The organism is Streptomyces mabaensis (genome assembly GCF_053763515.1).
Window position 1 is genome coordinate 99,495 of record NZ_JBSOPZ010000008.1, and the last position, 18,295, is coordinate 117,789.

Genomic DNA, 18,295 nt, shown 5'->3' on the forward strand with positions numbered 1-18,295 from the left:
TCGCCGGGCGTGGGCGCGCGAAGAGGGACGTTAGCTGACGTGACGTCAGATGGACAGGGCCCCGGCACGCTCGCGCTCGGGTGCGACCACCGGCGCGGGCTCCACGGCCGTCGTCCGCGGCAGCACCGCGTACAGCAGCGCCGCGACCAGTACGGTGACCGCCCAGCCCAGACCGTTCGCACCGATCCAGCTGGCGGACAGCGGGCCGGCGAACCAGTCGACCTTGGTGAAGAGCAGGCCCACGACCAGCGCGGTGCCCCACGCGGCCATCGCCTGCCAGGCGAATCCGCCCCGGTACCAGTACGCGCTGGTGCGGGTCGTGTCCATCAGCGCCTCGCCGTCGTACGTATGGCGGCGCAGCATGTCCACGCCGAAGACGCCGATCCACGCCGAGAAAGCCACCGCGAGCAGCGTCAGGAAGGAGATGAACGAGCCGAAGAAGCTGGTCGCGACCACCATCAGCAGGAAGCCGAAGACCAGACTGATCACCGCGTTCACGCTGACCGCCCAGGCGCGCGGGACGCTGATGCCCAGTGTCTGCGCGGTGAAGCCGGCCGAGTACATCGACATCGAGTTGATCAGCAGCATGCCGATCAGGGCGATCAGCAGGTACGGGACGGAGATCCAGGCCGGGAGCAGCTCGCCGATGAACGAGACGGGGTCGGACGCCGAGGCCAGGTCGGGCGTCCCGACGGCCATGACCGCGCCCATCAGCACCATGGGCAGGACGACGACGCCCGCGCCGCCGACGGTGGCGCCGATCATGCCCTTCGACGACGCCGTACGCGGCAGATAGCGCGTGAAGTCGGGGCCGGAGGGCACCCAGCTGATGCCGCCCGCGGCGATCGTCCCGATACCGGCGATCATCATCGCGGTCGAGCCCGCCGGCTTGTCGAAGACCGCCGACCAGTCGGTGTTCGCGACCAGATAGCCCAGCACCAGCACGCTGAAGCCGCCGAAGAGGTACGTCGACCACTTGCTGCATACGCGCAGCGCGTTGATGCCGAGCCCCGAGACGAGGAACGTGCAGCCGACGAAGAGCAGCAGGGTCACCACGATCAGCACGGTGTTGCTCTTGATACCGAACAGCAGGTCCAGCACGGTCAGCAGCGCGTACGCCCCGGTGACGGCGTTGATCGTCTCCCAGCCCCAGCGCGCGACCCAGATCAGCGAGCCGGGGAACAGGTTGCCGCGCTGGCCGAAGACCGCCCGGGAGAGGGCCATGCCCGGCGAGCCGCCGCGCTTGCCCGCGATCGAGATCAGGCCGACGAGCCCGTACGAGACGACGGGCGCGGCCAGCGCCACGACCAGGATCTGCCAGATGTTGAGCCCGTTGAACACCACCAGACCGGCGCCCATGGTGAGCAGCAGCACGCTGATGTTGGCCGCCACCCAGGTGGGAAAGAGTTCACGGACGCGGCCCGTGCGCTCGTCCTCGGGAACGGGCTCCAGGCCGCGGGTCTCTATCGCGCCGTCGGACTCGGCAGACATACACACTCCGTGGGGGGAGGGGTGGGGGGAAACCACAGCATCCTACGTTCACCCCAAAAGATACAAAGTGCGGCATTCATTCCTGGAGGAAGCTCCAGGTCGCATGGTCCGGCACGACCGTGGTCGATACTGGGTGCGTTATGGACATCCTCATCCTTGCTGTAGTCATCGCCCTGGTCGCGGTCGGCGTGGTCAGCGGGCTCGTGGTCGGCAGCCGCAAGAAGAAGCAGCTGCCGCCCTCGGCGCCGTCGAGCACGCCGACCATCACTGCCCCGCCCGCCGAACCTCAGGTCGGCGAGGACGCCGCACCGACGGTCGAAGAGCCACGCCGGACGATCGAGGAGGTCGACCTCCCCGACGCCTCGACGGCCGTGGCGGAACCGGCCGCCGTCGAGGACCCGGTCGTCGCCGCGCCGCCCGCGCCCGCGATCGAGATTCCCGAGCCCACCGCAGGCCGTCTCGTACGGCTGCGCGCCCGGCTCTCCCGCTCGCAGAACTCGCTCGGCAAGGGCCTGCTCACGCTGCTCTCCCGCGAGCACCTCGACGAGGACACCTGGGAGGAGATCGAGGACACGCTGCTCACCGCCGATGTCGGCGTCGCGCCCACCCAGGAGCTGGTCGAGCGGCTGCGCGAGCGGGTGAAGGTGCTCGGCACCCGTACGCCGGAGGACCTGCGGGCCCTGCTGCGCGAGGAGCTGCTGCAGCTCATCGGCACCGAGGCCGACCGCGCGGTGAAGACCGAGAGCGGTCTGGAGACCCCCGGCGTGGTCATGGTTGTCGGCGTCAACGGCACCGGCAAGACCACCACCACGGGCAAGCTCGCCCGCGTCCTGGTCGCCGACGGCCGCAGTGTGGTGCTCGGCGCGGCGGACACGTTCCGGGCGGCGGCGGCCGACCAGCTCCAGACCTGGGGCGAGCGCGTCGGCGCGCGTACGGTACGCGGCCCCGAGGGCGGCGACCCCGCCTCGGTCGCGTACGACGCGGTCAAGGAAGGCATCGCCGAGGGCGCGGACGTCGTCCTCATCGACACCGCCGGCCGGCTGCACACCAAGACCGGACTGATGGACGAGCTGGGCAAGGTCAAGCGCGTCGTGGAGAAGCACGGCCCGCTGGACGAGGTGCTGCTCGTGCTGGACGCCACGACCGGGCAGAACGGCCTGGTGCAGGCGCGGGTCTTCGCCGAGGTCGTGGACATCACCGGCATCGTGCTGACCAAGCTGGACGGCACGGCCAAGGGCGGCATCGTGGTCGCGGTGCAGCGCGAGCTGGGCGTGCCGGTGAAGCTGGTGGGTCTGGGCGAGGGCGCGGACGACCTGGCTCCGTTCGAGCCGGAGGCGTTCGTGGACGCGCTGGTCGGCGACTAGCGCCGTACGGGCGTACGTCCCTCCGTACGCAGAAGGGCCCCGCCGCATGCGCGATGCGGCGGGGCCCTTGGCGTATCCGTCCCCGGACGGATCGACGGGGATGGACGGGGATCAGAGCGCCGAACGGTGGCAGATGTACGCCAGCGTGCCGAGCAGCAGACGGGCCTCGGGGGGCCGGCCGGCCGTCTCCAGAGCCGGCGGGCGCAGCCAGCCGACCGGGCCCAGGCCGCCGTGGTCGGACGGCGGGGCGGTGATGTGGGCGCCGCGGCCCAGCGCGCGCAGGTCGAGATCCGCGTCGTCCCAGCCCATGCGGTACAGCAGCCGGGGGAGCTCCTCGGCGGCCCCGGGCGCGACGAAGAACTGCGCGCGGCCGTCCGGGGTCACCGTGACCGGGCCGAGCGGCAGGCCCATCCGCTCCAGCCGGACGAGCGCCCGGCGCCCGGCCGGCTCCGCCACGTCCAGTACGTCGAAGGAGCGGCCGGCGGGCAACAGGACCGACGCGCCGGGGAACTCGCCCCACGCCTTGGAGACCTCGTCGAGGGTCGCCCCCGCGTGCACCTCACCGGCGAACGTCAGCGGGTGGGCGCCGGGCGAACCGCACCGCCGGTCGCCGCAGGAGCAGACGCCGTCGGCCGCCCGCGCGCCCGGGACCGCGTCCCAGCCCCACAGCCCGGTGTACTCGGCCACCGCTGTGCACTCCGTGGTGCGGCCGCGGCGGCGCGAGCCGGACCGGATTTCGCGAATCCCCCGGCTGCTGCCGATCGTGAAGCCCATGTCCCCTCCAACGGGTCGAACGCGCCGGTGGTTACGACCCGGAGCCTTCCCGTGACGCACCGTAGCCCCCCGCTGCCCGATCGCGGCGGCGGCGCACTGCGGTACGAAGGGGAGTGCGGTCCGAGGCGCGCGCCCTGGCGTACACCGTTCCGCCAACTCCTGATCGTCGTGTGTCAAGTGAATCGCGCCCAGCGGCAGGCGAGTTCATTCGAAGGGGTGGCGAATGGTGGCGTTTCTGGAATCGCCATGGCCGAAGGGGTGATCGTAGGATTACTTTCAGTGCACAAACCTCGAGTGGTGTGCGCATGTGGGTATGCCGGAGGCAACTCGGTTTCCTGTTCGAGTGGGTACGTCTCCGGGACAGGCGGCCACAACTCGCGGCATTCTGATACGGGTTCGCACAAAGAGGCACAGCAGGATGGGGGCGTTCCAGTGAGCGGCAACGGCGGAAGTGGTTCGAACGCTGAGAAGCGCGCCAACGAGCAGCTCACCGGGTGGTTCGTACGCAGCGGCTGGTCGAAGGGTGAACTCGCCCGCCAAGTGAACCGCCGCGCCCGGCAGATGGGCGCGCACCACATCAGCACGGACACCTCGCGCGTACGCCGCTGGCTCGACGGCGAACAGCCCCGCGAGCCGATTCCGCGCATCCTCTCCGAGCTGTTCTCCGAGCGCTTCGGCAGCGTCGTCGCCATCGAGGACCTCGGCCTGCGGACCGCACACCAGTCACCCTCGGTGTCCGGCGTCGACCTGCCCTGGGCGGGCCCGCAGACCGTCCAGCTGCTCAGCGAGTTCTCCCGCAGCGACCTCATGCTCGCCCGGCGCGGCTTCCTCGGGACGTCGCTCGCCCTCTCCGCCGGCCCCGCCCTCATCGAGCCGATGCAGCGCTGGCTCGTGCCCGTCCCCGCCACCGACCTCGGCCGGCCGGAGACGCTCGCGGCCTCCCGCCGGCCGTCCCGGCTGTCCACGCCGGAGCTGGACCTGCTGGAGTCCACCACGGTGATGTTCCGTCAGTGGGACGCGCAGTGCGGCGGCGGCCTGCGCCGCAAGGCCGTCGTCGGCCAGCTGCACGAGGTGACCGACCTGCTCCAGGAGCCGCAGCCCGCGGACACCGCCAAGCGGCTGTTCAAGGTCGCCGCCGAACTCGCCGAACTGGCGGGCTGGATGAGCTACGACGTCGGCCTCCAGCCCACCGCCCAGAAGTACTTCGTCCTCGCCCTGCACGCCGCGAAGGAGGCGCAGGACAAGCCGCTGGGCTCGTACATCCTCTCCAACATGAGCCGCCAGATGATCCATCTCGGACGTCCCGAGGACGCGCTGGAGCTCATCCACCTCGCGCAGTACGGCAGCCGCGACTGCGCCACCCCGCGCACCCAGGCGATGCTGTATGCGATGGAGGCCCGGGCGTACGCCAACATGGGCCAGCCCAGCCGGTGCAAGCGGGCCGTCCGGATGGCCGAGGACACCTTCGCCGACTCCGCCCTGGGCGGCGAGCCCGAGCCGGACTGGATCCGCTTCTTCTCCGAGGCCGAACTCAACGGCGAGAACGCCCACTCCTACCGCGACCTGGCCTATGTGGCCGGCCGCAGCCCCACCTACGCCTCGCTCGCCGAGCCCGTGATGGAGCGCGCCGTCGAGCTGTTCGGCAAGGACGAGGTGCACCAGCGCTCGTACGCGCTCAACCTGATCGGCATGGCGACCGTGCACCTGATGCAGCGGGAACCCGAACAGTGCACGGTCCTGGCGGAACGGGCCCTGAAGGTGGCCAAGCGGGTCCGCTCCGAGCGGGTCAACACCAGGCTGCGCAAGACCGTGGACACGGCGGCCCGCGACTACGGGCACGTGGCCGAGGTCGTCCGGCTCACCGACCAGATCGCCGCCCAGCTGCCCGAAGCGGCAGAAGCGGTCTGAGGCCCACTCCAGCCCCGGCCGCGGCGGTAGCCCCGTAAAGCCCGACTCGGCACCCCCACGCCAGGTCAACCGGGCACCGCCGCGGTCGGCTGTCGCCCAGGTTGCGGCACGATAACGACCAGGGTGTCGCTCCTCCGGGCAGTTCATTCACGCGTAACACGCAGGACCTCTTCGTCACTGGCGCGAAACATCGTGCGGCATCGACGGAAACCGCGCTGCTGCAACCTCATGGCGCATAACCGGCCCGCCCCCCTTCAGCCGCAGGTCGAAACGCTCCGCCCGCACGCGGCCGTACCGACGACGAGGAGACGCCGATGCCCCCAGGCATCACGACGCTTGCCGCAGACGCCCCCGAGCTGTCTGCCGCCAACACCGGGTTCATGCTCATCTGCTCCGCCCTGGTCATGCTGATGACGCCGGGCCTGGCCTTCTTCTACGGAGGCATGGTCCGCGTCAAGAGCAGCCTCAACATGCTGATGATGAGCTTCATCAGCCTCGGGATCGTCACGATCCTGTGGGTGCTGTACGGATTCAGCCTCGCCTTCGGCACCGACTCGGCCGGCCTCATCGGCTGGTCCTCCGACTTCGTCGGACTCAGCGGCATCGGCATCACCCAGCTGTGGGACGGCTACACCATCCCCATCTACGTGTTCGCCGTGTTCCAGCTGATGTTCGCCATCATCACCCCCGCCCTCATCAGCGGCGCCCTCGCCGACCGCGTGAAGTTCACCGCCTGGGCGCTGTTCGTCGCGCTCTGGGCGACGGTCGTGTACTTCCCCGTCGCCCACTGGGTGTGGGGCAGCGGCGGCTGGCTCTTCGAGATGGGCGTCATCGACTTCGCCGGTGGTACGGCGGTCCACATCAACGCCGGTGCCGCCGCCCTCGGCGTGATCCTCGTCATCGGCAAGCGCATCGGCTTCAAGAAGGACCCGATGCGCCCGCACAGCCTCCCGCTGGTGATGCTCGGTGCCGCGCTGCTGTGGTTCGGCTGGTTCGGCTTCAACGCCGGCTCCTGGCTGGGCAACGACGACGGCGTCGGCGCCGTGATGTTCGTCAACACGCAGGTCGCCACCGCCGCCGCGATGCTCGCCTGGCTCGCCTACGAGAAGCTGCGCCACGGCTCCTTCACCACGCTCGGCGCCGCGTCCGGCGCGGTCGCGGGACTCGTCGCGATCACCCCGTCCGGCGGCGCGGTCAGCCCGCTCGGCGCGATCGCCGTCGGCGCCATCGCCGGTGTCCTGTGCGCCATGGCCGTGGGCCTGAAGTACAAGTTCGGATACGACGACTCCCTCGACGTCGTCGGCGTCCACCTCGTCGGCGGCATCGCCGGCTCGCTCCTGGTCGGCTTCTTCGCCACCGGCGGTGTGCAGTCCGACGTCGCGGGCCTCTTCTACGGCGGCGGGCTCGAGCAGCTCGGCAAGCAGGCCATCGGTGTCTTCGCGGTCCTCGCCTACTCTCTGGTCGCATCCGCGGTCCTCGCCCTCCTGATCGACAAGACGATCGGGATGCGGGTCACCGAGGACGACGAGGTCTCCGGCATCGACCAGGTCGAGCACGCCGAGACCGCGTACGACTTCAGCGGAGCCGGCGGCGGCTCGTCCTCGCGGAGCACGGCCGCCACCGCCCAGGTCCAGGACGCGGCTGCCGTGCCGCAGAACAAGAAGGTGGACGCATGAAGCTCATCACCGCAGTCGTGAAGCCGCACCGGCTGGACGAGATCAAGGAGGCCCTGCAGGCCTTCGGCGTCCACGGGCTCACGGTCACGGAGGCCAGCGGCTACGGACGGCAGCGCGGCCACACCGAGGTCTACCGGGGTGCGGAGTACACCGTCGACCTCGTACCGAAGATCCGCATCGAGGTGCTGGTCGAGGACGACGACGCCGAACAGCTCATCGAGGTCGTCGTCAAGGCGGCCCGTACCGGCAAGATCGGTGACGGCAAGGTGTGGAGCGTGCCGGTCGAGACGGCGGTCCGGGTCCGGACCGGCGAGCGCGGCCCGGACGCGCTCTGAGGACGTCCGAGGACGGAACGGGGAACGGGAGCTACTGGGTGACGAGCCTCGAAGAGACCAAGAGCGAAGCAGACTCGGCCCCCAGCGGTTATGCGGCGGCCCGGCTGCGACTCCTCCAGGAGGAGTCGCGGTCCGGGCCGCCGCGCCGTTCCGGGCTGGCCGGGCTGACCGACGACTGGCTGTCCGCGCTGTTCACGGGCGCAGTGCGGGAGACGGGGGTACGCGGCGCGGCACTGGTCGCCGTCGGCGGGTACGGGCGGGGCGAACTGTCCCCGCGCAGCGACCTCGATCTGCTCCTGCTGCACGACGGCAGTGCCGACGCGGGCGCGCTCGCGTCACTGGCGGACCGGATCTGGTACCCGGTCTGGGACCTGGGACTCGACCTCGACCATTCCGTACGGACGCCCGCGGAGGCGCGCAAGACCGCCGGCGAGGACCTGAAGGTCCAGCTGGGGCTTCTGGACGCCCGGCCGGTCGCCGGTGACCACGCGCTCAGCGCCGGGCTGCGGACGGCCGTACTCGCCGACTGGCGCAACCAGGCACCGAAGCGGCTGCCCCAGCTGCACGAGCTGTGCCTCGACCGGGCCGAGCGCCAGGGCGAGCTGCAGTTCCTGCTGGAGCCCGACCTGAAGGAGGCCCGCGGCGGGCTGCGGGACGCCACCGCGCTGCGCGCCGTCGCCGCGTCCTGGCTCGCCGACGCCCCGCGCGAGGGGCTGGCGGAGGCGCGCCGGCAGCTGCTGGACACCCGGGACGCGCTGCACCTCGCCACCGGCCGGGCCACCGACCGGCTCGCCCTCCAGGAGCAGGAACAGGTCGCGGCCGCGCTCGGCCTGCTCGACGGCGACGCGCTGCTGCGCCAGGTGTACGAGGCGGCGCGCACCGTCTCGTACGCCAGTGACGTCACCTGGCGCGAGGTGACACGGGTGCTGCGCGCCCGGTCGGCCCGGCCCCGGCTGCGCAGCCTGCTCGGCGGCGGGCCGAAGGCTCCCGCGGAGCGTGCACCGCTCGCCGAGGGGGTCGTCGAGCAGGACGGCGAGGTCGTACTGGCCCTCGCCGCCCGGCCCGAACGCGACCCCGTACTGCCGCTGCGCGCCGCCGCGGCCGCCGCGCAGTCCGGGCTGCCGATGTCGCTGCACGCGGTCCGGCGGCTCAGCGCGGCCGCCACCGTACGGCCGATGCCCGTGCCCTGGCCGGCCGAGGCGCGCGAGCAGCTCGTCACCCTGCTGGGCGCGGGTGAGCCGACCGTCGCCGTGTGGGAGGCGCTGGAGGCTGAGGGCCTGATCACCCGGCTGCTGCCGGACTGGGAGCGGGTCCGGTGCCGGCCGCAGCGCAATCCCGTACACACCTGGACCGTGGACCGGCACCTGGTGGAGACGGCGGTACGGGCCTCCTCGCTGACCCGGCGGGTCGGCCGCCCCGACTTGCTGCTGGTCGCGGCGCTGCTGCACGACATCGGCAAGGGATGGCCCGGGGACCACTCCGTCGCCGGGGAGGTCATCGCCCGCGACGTGGCCACCCGGATCGGCTTCGACCAGCACGACGTGGCGGTGCTCGCCGCGCTGGTACGGCACCACCTGCTGCTCGTCGAGACCGCCACCCGGCGGGATCTCGACGATCCGGCGACGGTACGCGCGGTGGCCTCGGCCGTGGGGTCGGTCGGGACGCTGGAACTGCTGCACGCCCTCACCGAGGCTGACGCGCTGGCCACCGGGCCGGCGGCGTGGAGCACCTGGCGGGGGTCGCTCGTCGCCGACCTGGTCGCCCGGGTCGCGGCGGTGCTGGCCGGTGACGAGCCGCCCGAGCCCGACGAGGTGGCCCCGAGCGCGGAGCAGGAACGCCTCGCGATCGAGGCGCACCGCACCGGGGAGGCCGTCCTGGCGCTGCACGCCCAGTCGGAGGCCCCGCAGGGCGGTGAACCGGAACCGGTCGGCGTGGAGCTGCTCATCGCCGTACCGGACCAGCCGGGGGTCCTGCCGGCCGCGGCGGGCGTCCTCGCGCTGCACCGGCTGACCGTACGCGCGGCGGACCTGCGGTCCGTCGAACTGCCGGGGGAGCTGGGAGCCAGCGGGGGCACGCGTGGGGTGCTGCTGCTGACCTGGCGGGTGGCCGCCGAGTTCGGCTCGCTGCCGCAGCCGGCCCGCCTGCGGGCGGACCTGGTCCGGGCGCTGGACGGCTCGCTGGACATCCCCGCACGGCTGGCGGAGCGCGAGGCGGCCTACCCGCGGCGGCGCGGAGTGGCGGCGCCGCCACCCCGGGTGACGGTCGCGCCGACGGCGTCGAAGCTGGCGACGGTGATCGAGGTACGGGCCCAGGACGCGCCGGGACTGCTGCACCGGATCGGCCGGGCACTGGAGTCGTCGCAGGTACGCGTCCGCAGCGCGCACGTCAGCACGCTGGGCGCGAACGCGGTGGATGCGTTCTATGTCACGGACCCGGAGGGCGCCCCCCTCCCGGAGCCGGCCGCAACGGAAGTAGCGGCCACGGTGGAACAGGCCCTGCGCGCCTGACGGCCTCCGGCCCCTTGCGACGGGGGCGCAGTCTCCGCCAGTGCCGCGGCGCCTGGCTATGGGGGCGCAGCACGCCGAGAGCCCTGCCGGCGCGGCGGGGCATCCGGCGTGCTGTGCCCGCCCCGGCCTGCGGAGCCCGCGGGCGCAGGCGCCCCGCGCCGCGCAGGGGGGCGGATGGCCGTCCGGTGCGCTCCGAGGCACCCGACGCCCCGGAGCGCACCCGCGCCGCGGAGCGGGCGCAGCCGGGGGCCGGGGGCTTGCCCCCGGTTTCGGGAAGGGGCGGGTCAGGGGAAAACCTCGCCCCGGCGCCCCCGTGATGCCGTCCGGAAACCGGGAGGGACTCCGGTTCGCAGAACGGGCAGATACCCTGGGGGACGTTCGTCAGACTGCCCCCCGACCCGAGGATTCGCGACCGCCGTGTTCGACACTCTCTCCGACCGCCTCGCAGCGACTTTCAAGAGCCTCCGGGGCAAGGGCCGCCTGTCCGAGGCGGACATCGACGCCACGGCACGGGAAATCCGTATCGCCCTGCTCGAGGCGGACGTCGCGCTTCCCGTGGTCCGGGCCTTCATCAAGCAGGTGAAGGAGCGGGCGGCCGGTGCCGAGGTCTCGCAGGCGCTGAACCCCGCCCAGCAGGTCATCAAGATCGTCAACGAGGAGCTCGTCGGCATCCTCGGTGGCGAGACCCGTCGGCTCCGGTTCGCCAAGACCGCTCCGACCGTGATCATGCTCGCGGGCCTGCAGGGTGCCGGTAAGACGACGCTTGCCGGAAAGCTCGGCCTCTGGCTGAAGAGCCAGGGCCACGCCCCGCTGCTCGTCGCGTGTGACCTCCAGCGCCCCAACGCCGTCAACCAGCTGAGCGTGGTCGCGGAGCGCGCCGGCGTCGCCGTGTACGCCCCGCAGCCCGGCAACGGTGTCGGCGACCCGGTCCAGGTCGCCAAGGACTCCATCGAGTACGCCCGCTCCAAGCAGTACGACGTCGTCGTCGTCGACACCGCCGGCCGCCTCGGCATCGACGTCGAGATGATGCAGCAGGCCGCGGACATCCGCGACGCCGTCAGCCCCGACGAAGTGCTCTTCGTCGTCGACGCGATGATCGGCCAGGACGCGGTCAACACGGCCGAGGCGTTCCGCGACGGCGTCGGCTTCGACGGCGTGGTGCTGGCCAAGCTGGACGGCGACGCGCGTGGCGGCGCCGCCCTCTCGATCGCGCACGTCACCGGCCGCCAGATCATGTTCGCCTCCAACGGCGAGAAGCTGGACGAGTTCGACGCGTTCCACCCGGACCGCATGGCGTCCCGCATCCTCGGCATGGGCGACATGCTCAGCCTGATCGAGAAGGCCGAGCAGACCTTCAGCCAGGCCGAGGCCGAGAAGATGGCGGCCAAGCTGGCGAAGGGCCCCAAGGAGTTCACGCTCGACGACTTCCTGGCTCAGATGGAGCAGGTCAGGAAGATGGGGTCGATCTCGAAGCTGCTCGGGATGCTGCCCGGCATGGGGCAGATGAAGGACCAGATCAACAACCTCGACGAGCGGGACGTGGACCGCACCGCGGCGATCATCAAGTCGATGACACCGGCCGAGCGCCACGAGCCGACGATCATCAACGGCTCGCGCCGGGCCCGCATCGCCAAGGGCTCGGGTGTCGACGTCAGCGCGGTGAAGAACCTCGTGGAGCGGTTCTTCGAGGCACGCAAGATGATGTCGCGCATGGCTCAGGGCGGCGGAATGCCGGGTATGCCCGGGATGCCGGGCATGGGTGGCGGCCCCGGCCGGCAGAAGAAGCAGCAGAAGCAGGCCAAGGGCAAGCGCAAGAGCGGCAACCCGATGAAGCGCAAGGCCGAGGAGCAGGCCGCGGCCGCGCGCCGCGAGGAGGCGGCGCAGTCGGGCGGCGCGTTCGGCCTCCCGGCCGGGCAGCAGGCTCAGGACTTCGAACTGCCCGACGAGTTCAAGAAGTTCATGGGCTGAGACCCGCGACCCTGGTCACGCAAACGCGAACGCGAAGGAGCCCACACCCCCGCGGGGGTGTGGGCTCCTTCGCTTGCCCGGCGCGTACGCGGGATCAGCGCGTACGCGCGATCAGATAGCGGAAGACATTCGGCATCCACACCGTGCCGTCGCGCCGCACATGCGGATGCAGCGCCTCGGTCAGCTCCTTCTCCACCTGCGCCTGGTCGGTGGCCCGCCGGGCCGCCTCGAACAGGCCGGTCGACAGCAGCCCCCGTATCGCGCTCACCAGGTCCGCGTACCCGAACGGGCACGCCACCCGGCCCGAGCCGTCCGGTTTCAGTCCGGCCTGCTGGGCCACGTCCTCCAGGTCGTCCCGGAGCGCCGGCCGCCACCCGCCGGGCGTGCGCACCCGGTCGGAGAGCCGGGTCGCCACCCGCAGGACCGCCGAGGTGGCGCAGCGTTCCGGCGGGCCCCAGCCGGCCAGTACCACCGTGCTGCCGCGCTCCGCCAGCCCGGCCGCGGTCTCCAGCGCGGGTATCAGTCCTTCGGTGTCGCCGGCCGCGCAGCCGATCGGCTGAAAAGCGGTCACGAGGTTGTACGTGGCACTGCCGGGATCCGCCGCGTCGGCGGGTCCCCCCTGCACCAGGCGCGCGGACTCCTCGGGTGCGCCCCCGGTGCGCTCCGGCGCAAGCCGCTCGCGCGCCAGCGCGAGGCGTTCGCCGTCCGCGTCGACGCCCGTCACCCGAACGCCACGGGAGGCGGCCATCAGCAGAGCGAGCCCGGAGCCGCAGTCGAGGCCGAGCAGCCGGGTGTCACGGCCGACCTCCAGCCGTTCGTACACCGCTTCGTAGAGCGGCACCAGCATCCGCTCCTGGATCTCGGCCCAGTCACGGGCCCGCGCAGCCGACTCCCTGCCGGAAGCCGCCGCCGCGACCGGGTGGTGCCGGACGAGCGTAGGTGTCATAGAAAGCGCCCCAATCCGCCGAGAGGTCAGCTGTGCCCCGAAAATGGACAGGCCCCCGTTGTATGTGTGCGCTCGAATCTCCCCCCGTATGCCAGGGAACTCCGCATTCGCGCCCGCGTCCAGTGGAGCGGAGCGATTCACGCCCGCGGGCGCCGGAGCCGTACCATTCGCGCCATGGCAAAGGCTCCCGTTCTCACGCCCCGGGCGGACGACTTCCCCCGCTGGTACCAGGACTTGATCAACAAGGCCGAGCTGGCCGACAACGGCCCGGTCCGCGGCACGATGGTCATCCGCCCGTACGGCTACGGGCTCTGGGAGCGGATGCAGCAGGAGATGGACGCCCGCATCAAGGACGCCGGCGCCCAGAACGCGTACTTCCCGCTCTTCATCCCGCAGTCGTACCTGACCAGGGAAGCCGAGCACGTCGAGGGCTTCGCGCCCGAACTGGCCGTCGTCACGCACGGCGGCGGCAAGGAGCTGGAGGAGCCGGTCGTCGTCCGGCCCACTTCCGAGACGATCATCAACGAGTACTTCTCGAAGTGGGTGCAGTCCTACCGGGACCTGCCGCTCCTCATCAACCAGTGGGCGAACGTGGTCCGTTGGGAGATGCGCCCGCGCGTCTTCCTCCGAACGACCGAATTCCTCTGGCAGGAGGGCCACACCGCGCACGCCACCTACGAGGACGCCCGCGACTACGCGGCGCACATCCACCGCAACGTCTACGCCGACTTCATGGTGAACGTCCTCGGCATCGACGTCGTCCTCGGCCGCAAGACCGTCAGGGAGCGTTTCGCCGGCGCCATCAACACCCTCACCCTCGAAGGCATGATGGGCGACGGCAAGGCGCTGCAGATGGGTACGAGCCACGAACTCGGCACCAACTTCTCCAAGGCCTTCAACACCACGTACCTGTCCAGGGACGGAAAGCAGGAGCTGGCCTGGCAGACCTCGTGGGGCACGTCGACCCGTATGGTCGGCGGTCTGATCATGTCTCACGGCGACGACAACGGGCTGCGCGTCCCGCCGCGCCTCGCGTCCGTCCAGGTCGTCGTGATGGCCATCAAGGGCGACGAGGCGGTCGCCAAGGTGCGCGAGATCGGCGACCGGCTGAAGGCCGCGGGTCTGCGCGTCCAGGTCGACGACCGCACCGACACCCCCTTCGGCCGGCGCGCGGTGGACTGGGAGCTCAAGGGCGTTCCGGTACGGATCGAGGTCGGCCCGCGCGACCTGGAGGCGGGCACCGCGATGCTGGCCCGCCGCATCCCGGGAGGAAAGACGCCCGTACAGCTCGACGTGCTCGCCGACCTGCTGCCCAAGATGCTGGAGGAGGACCAGGCGCAGCTGCTCCGCGAGTCGCGCGAGCGCCGCGAGTCCCGCACCAGCGACGTACGCACCATCGGGGAGGCCGCGGAGGCCGCGGTCGCCGGCGGCTGGGCCCGTATCCCGTGGGCCGATCTCGGCCCGGAGGGCGAGGCCGAGCTCGCCGAGCAGGCCGTGTCCGTACGGTGCCTCGTCGCGGAGGACGGGTCGGTGCCGGAGGCCGATGACGCGCCGGGTACTGTCGCCATTGTGGCGCGCGCCTACTGACGGCTACTGGCCAGGTGGCCGTGCCCCGGCCGTACCGGGAGCAACTGCCGCCCCGGCGTGCGCACTTCCGCTACGCGCCGGGGCGTATGCGCCGGTACGCACCGGCTTGGTGCGAGCTGCGCGACTTCTCCGCAGATCGGCGCACCCGCCCTCGTCACGACGCACTAGCGGCAACTGACGGGTACGTGCAAATTATTTGGGATGCCCGGAATCGGAACACCGGGGCCCCCCGGCTCGTTGTCACGACGTGAGCACGACACCACCTGTTCTCGCCGCAGAGCTGGCAGGGGCGTGGGCCGATATTCAGCGGTACCACCCCGAGCTGCCGGACCTTGCCGCGCCCGAGTCCCTGATCGGAGAGTCCTCGTCCGCCTGCGGCGCCGAGCTCTCCTTCGAACGACTGCTTCACGAGGCAGTCCATGGCATCGCCGCCGCCCGGGGGGTCCGCGACACCTCGCGCGCCGGCCGCTACCACAACCGCAGATTCCTGGCGATCGCCGAGGAGATGGGGCTCGACCACTCCGAGGAGCCGCACCCCAGTAGCGGCTTCTCGCTGGTCACGCTCAATCCCGAGGCCAAGAAGCGCTACCGGCCGACGATGGAACGGCTGCAGCGGGCCCTCAAGGCGCACACCGCGGCGACGGCCGCCGACACCAAGCGCAGCTTCCGCGGACCAGCCGCCCGGCACGGCTCGTCCGGAGGCGGCGTCCGGGTGAAGGCGGTCTGCGACTGCGGGCGCAATGTGCGGGTCGTCCCGTCCGTACTCGCCCAGGCGCCGATTGTCTGCGGCGGCTGCGGCAAGCCGTTCCGCATCCCGGAAGCCGTGGGCGCCGTGGCGGCCGCGAGGTAGCGGCGCGGGGCAGGGACGCGGCGTAGGGGCGCGCCGCAGGTGTGTGGCACAATGACTAGCTGTACTCGACAGCCGCACAGGAACCCTCTCGCCTCCGGCTGACGCGTCCATCGGGCACCCGAGTACCGCAACCCCACGTGGCATCTTGTTGTGCCCAACCACGTCAAGACCAGGAGACACCACTTCCGTGGCAGTCAAGATCAAGCTGAAGCGTCTGGGCAAGATCCGTTCGCCTCACTACCGCATCGTCGTCGCCGACTCCCGTACCCGCCGTGACGGCCGGGCCATCGAGGAGATCGGCCTGTACCACCCGGTGCAGAACCCGTCGCGCATCGAGGTCGACTCGGAGCGCGCGCAGTACTGGCTGGGCGTCGGCGCGCAGCCGACCGAGCCGGTTCTCGCGATCCTCAAGCTCACCGGTGACTGGCAGAAGCACAAGGGCCTGCCGGCCCCGGCGCCGCTGCTGGTCGCCGAGCCCAAGGCCGACAAGCGCGCTGCGTTCGACGAGTTCGCCAAGGGCCTCGAGGGCGGCGAGCCGAAGGGTGAGGCCATCACCCCGAAGGCGAAGAAGGCCGACAAGAAGGCGGACGAGGCGGCTGAGGCCGGCGAGTCCACCGAGTCGACCGAGGCCTGAGCATGCTCGAGGAGGCTCTCGAGCACCTCGTGAAGGGCATCGTCGACAACCCGGACGATGTGCAGGTCGCCTCGCGCACCCTGCGCCGCGGGCGTGTGCTCGAGGTCCGGGTCCACCCCGATGACCTCGGCAAGGTGATCGGCCGCAACGGCCGCACCGCACGCGCTCTGCGTACCGTCGTGGGCGCCATCGGCGGCCGTGGCATCCGCGTCGACCTCGTCGACGTGGACCAGGTCCGCTGAACAAGTTGAACACCGGCACGGGCCGGGGAGGGCCCTTGGGTCCGCCCCGGCCTTTGTCGTCCCGGACCATCAGTCGTCCGCAACCATCAATTGAGTAACCACGACGGAGATCAACCAACTCCGCGAGAGCGGCGGCGGTTCAGCCGCAAAGAGGGGTCCAGAGTGCAGTTGGTAGTCGGGCGGATCGGCCGTGCCCACGGGATCAAGGGCGAGGTCACCGTCGAGGTACGTACGGACGAGCCGGAGCTGCGGCTCGGGCCGGGCGCCGTGCTCGCCACCGAACCCGCCTCCGTCGGGCCGCTGACCATCGAGACCGGCCGGGTGCACAGCGGCCGGCTGCTGCTGCGCTTCGAGGGCGTCAAGGACCGTACGGGCGCCGAGGCCCTCCGGAACACGCTGCTGATCGCAGACGTGGACCCGCAGGACATGCCGGAGGACCCCGACGAGTACTACGACCACCAGCTCATGGACCTGGACGTCGTCCTCGCCGACGGCACCGAGGTCGGCCGGATCACCGAGATCGCGCATCTGCCGTCCCAGGACCTGTTCATCGTGGAGCGGGCGGACGGCAGCGAGGTGATGATCCCCTTCGTGGAGGAGATCGTGACCGAGATCGACCTGGAGGCCCAGCGGGCGGTCATCGACCCGCCGCCCGGGCTGATCGACGACCGTGCGGTGATCGACTCGTCCGGGGACGAAGACTGATGCGGCTCGATGTCGTCACGATCTTCCCCGAGTACCTGGAGCCCCTGAACGTCTCGCTCGTCGGCAAGGCGCGCGCCCGCGGCCGGCTCGACGTACACGTGCACGACCTGCGGGAATGGACGTACGACCGGCACAACACGGTCGACGACACCCCTTATGGCGGCGGCCCCGGCATGGTCATGAAGACCGAACCGTGGGGCGAGGCGCTCGACGACGTCCTGGCCTCGGGCTACGAGGCGGGGGCGCACAGCCCGGTCCTCGTGGTGCCCACCCCCAGCGGTCGCCCGTTCACCCAGGAACTCGCGGTCGAACTGTCGGAGCGGCCCTGGCTGGTCTTCACGCCCGCCCGGTACGAGGGCATCGACCGGCGCGTCATCGACGAGTACGCGACCCGGGCACCGGTGTACGAGGTGTCCATCGGCGACTACGTGCTGGCCGGCGGAGAGGCCGCGGTCCTGGTGATCACCGAGGCCGTCGCCCGGCTGCTGCCCGGTGTCCTCGGCAACGCCGAATCGCACCGCGACGACTCCTTCGCGCCCGGCGAGATGGCCAACCTGCTGGAGGGGCCCGTCTACACCAAGCCCCCGCAGTGGCGCGGCCGTACGATCCCCGAGGTCCTGCTCAGCGGCCACCACGGGAAGATCGCGCGCTGGCGGCGGGACGAGGCGTTCCGCCGTACGACCCTCAACCGGCCGGACCTGATCGAGCGGTGCGACGCGTCCGCCTTCGACAAGAAGGACCGGGAGATGCTCAGCATCCTCGGCTGGCGGCCGAGCCCCGACGGCCGATTTTGGCGCAGGCCGGAGGCCGTGGAAGAATAGGCCGCTGCTGTACGTCCGGCGTGCGCCCCTGCCACAGGGGGAAAGACGCCCGCCCGGCGGAGCGGCACCCGAATCTCACACGAACTCCCGCCCGATGACCTGTGGCATCGTGCGAAGAAAGCAGACGAAGAACATGTCTCACCTGCTCGACGACGTCAACGCCGCCTCGCTGCGCAGCGACCTCCCGGCCTTCCGCGCCGGTGACACCGTCAACGTCCACGTCCGCGTGATCGAGGGCAACCGCTCCCGTATCCAGCAGTTCAAGGGCGTCGTCATCCGCCGCCAGGGCTCCGGCATCAGCGAGACCTTCACGGTCCGCAAGGTCTCCTTCAGCGTCGGCGTCGAGCGCACCTTCCCGGTGCACAGCCCGATCTTCGAGAAGATCGAGCTCGTCACCCGCGGTGACGTCCGCCGCGCCAAGCTGTACTTCCTCCGTGACCTGCGCGGCAAGGCCGCGAAGATCAAGGAGAAGCGCGACAACTGAGCT

The 18,295-nt window shown here is 71.2% G+C and carries 16 protein-coding genes; 13 read left to right on the plus strand and 3 right to left on the minus strand.

The genetic code is table 11. From position 1 onward, the window contains the following. Nucleotides 1-45 precede the first annotated feature (45 nt). Nucleotides 46-1,491: a cytosine permease gene (locus tag ACWV17_RS09315; protein ID WP_455359268.1), complete on the minus strand. Its 1,446-nt coding sequence runs from the start codon at nucleotides 1,489-1,491 to the stop codon at nucleotides 46-48. Nucleotides 1,492-1,631: 140 nt separating this feature from the next. Here ACWV17_RS09315 and ftsY point away from each other — a divergent pair, with 140 nt between their 5' ends. Beyond that, nucleotides 1,632-2,855, plus strand: coding sequence for a signal recognition particle-docking protein FtsY (ftsY, locus tag ACWV17_RS09320; RefSeq protein ID WP_455355607.1), 1,224 nt, complete (start codon nucleotides 1,632-1,634; stop codon nucleotides 2,853-2,855). 111 nt (nucleotides 2,856-2,966) lie between these two features. Here the strand turns inward: ftsY and ACWV17_RS09325 are convergent, their stop codons facing one another. Continuing rightward, nucleotides 2,967-3,629, minus strand: a complete 663-nt coding sequence (locus ACWV17_RS09325) for a bifunctional DNA primase/polymerase (RefSeq protein ID WP_455359269.1) — start codon at nucleotides 3,627-3,629, stop codon at nucleotides 2,967-2,969. A 432-nt stretch (nucleotides 3,630-4,061) separates the two neighbouring features. Here ACWV17_RS09325 and nsdA point away from each other — a divergent pair, with 432 nt between their 5' ends. The 5 genes from nsdA (at nucleotide 4,062) to ffh (ending at nucleotide 12,023) form a co-directional block, all read left to right on the plus strand. Continuing rightward, entirely contained in the window at nucleotides 4,062-5,537 is a 1,476-nt protein-coding gene (nsdA, locus tag ACWV17_RS09330; protein WP_455355609.1) for a transcriptional repressor NsdA, read from the plus strand. Nucleotides 5,538-5,851: 314 nt separating this feature from the next. Continuing rightward, nucleotides 5,852-7,213: an ammonium transporter gene (locus ACWV17_RS09335; RefSeq protein WP_455355610.1), complete on the plus strand. Its 1,362-nt coding sequence runs from the start codon at nucleotides 5,852-5,854 to the stop codon at nucleotides 7,211-7,213. Continuing rightward, complete coding sequence (locus tag ACWV17_RS09340) at nucleotides 7,210-7,548, plus strand: P-II family nitrogen regulator (RefSeq protein ID WP_128977495.1); 339 nt, start codon at nucleotides 7,210-7,212, stop codon at nucleotides 7,546-7,548. Before ACWV17_RS09335 ends, ACWV17_RS09340 begins: the two co-directional genes overlap by 4 nt. Before the next feature lie 38 nt (nucleotides 7,549-7,586). Beyond that, nucleotides 7,587-10,055, plus strand: a complete 2,469-nt coding sequence (locus tag ACWV17_RS09345; RefSeq protein WP_455359270.1) for a [protein-PII] uridylyltransferase — start codon at nucleotides 7,587-7,589, stop codon at nucleotides 10,053-10,055. A 417-nt stretch (nucleotides 10,056-10,472) separates the two neighbouring features. Then, nucleotides 10,473-12,023: a signal recognition particle protein gene (ffh, locus tag ACWV17_RS09350; protein ID WP_455355612.1), complete on the plus strand. Its 1,551-nt coding sequence runs from the start codon at nucleotides 10,473-10,475 to the stop codon at nucleotides 12,021-12,023. Between the two features lie 94 nt (nucleotides 12,024-12,117). On the opposite strand, the gene ACWV17_RS09355 is transcribed toward ffh, so the two are convergent. Then, nucleotides 12,118-12,969, minus strand: coding sequence for a class I SAM-dependent methyltransferase (locus ACWV17_RS09355; RefSeq protein ID WP_455359271.1), 852 nt, complete (start codon nucleotides 12,967-12,969; stop codon nucleotides 12,118-12,120). 174 nt (nucleotides 12,970-13,143) lie between these two features. Between ACWV17_RS09355 and proS the strand changes: the two genes are divergently transcribed. The 7 genes from proS to rplS all read left to right on the plus strand — a co-directional run bounded on the left by proS (nucleotide 13,144) and on the right by rplS (nucleotide 18,292). Further along, nucleotides 13,144-14,556, plus strand: a complete 1,413-nt coding sequence (gene proS / locus ACWV17_RS09360) for a proline--tRNA ligase (protein ID WP_455359272.1) — start codon at nucleotides 13,144-13,146, stop codon at nucleotides 14,554-14,556. A gap of 247 nt (nucleotides 14,557-14,803) precedes the next feature. Beyond that, on the plus strand, nucleotides 14,804-15,406 hold the full coding sequence (locus tag ACWV17_RS09365) for a hypothetical protein (RefSeq protein WP_455355615.1): 603 nt from the start codon (nucleotides 14,804-14,806) through the stop codon (nucleotides 15,404-15,406). A gap of 187 nt (nucleotides 15,407-15,593) precedes the next feature. Continuing rightward, entirely contained in the window at nucleotides 15,594-16,040 is a 447-nt protein-coding gene (gene rpsP / locus ACWV17_RS09370) for a 30S ribosomal protein S16 (RefSeq protein WP_455355616.1), read from the plus strand. A gap of 2 nt (nucleotides 16,041-16,042) precedes the next feature. Further along, on the plus strand, nucleotides 16,043-16,282 hold the full coding sequence (locus ACWV17_RS09375) for an RNA-binding protein (protein WP_003980229.1): 240 nt from the start codon (nucleotides 16,043-16,045) through the stop codon (nucleotides 16,280-16,282). Between the two features lie 162 nt (nucleotides 16,283-16,444). Beyond that, nucleotides 16,445-16,987, plus strand: coding sequence for a ribosome maturation factor RimM (gene rimM / locus ACWV17_RS09380; protein ID WP_455355617.1), 543 nt, complete (start codon nucleotides 16,445-16,447; stop codon nucleotides 16,985-16,987). Further along, nucleotides 16,987-17,808, plus strand: a complete 822-nt coding sequence (gene trmD, locus ACWV17_RS09385) for a tRNA (guanosine(37)-N1)-methyltransferase TrmD (protein ID WP_455355618.1) — start codon at nucleotides 16,987-16,989, stop codon at nucleotides 17,806-17,808. The genes rimM and trmD overlap by 1 nt, the downstream gene beginning before the upstream one ends. Nucleotides 17,809-17,941: 133 nt before the next feature. Continuing rightward, entirely contained in the window at nucleotides 17,942-18,292 is a 351-nt protein-coding gene (gene rplS / locus ACWV17_RS09390; RefSeq protein WP_455355619.1) for a 50S ribosomal protein L19, read from the plus strand. Nucleotides 18,293-18,295 lie beyond the last annotated feature (3 nt).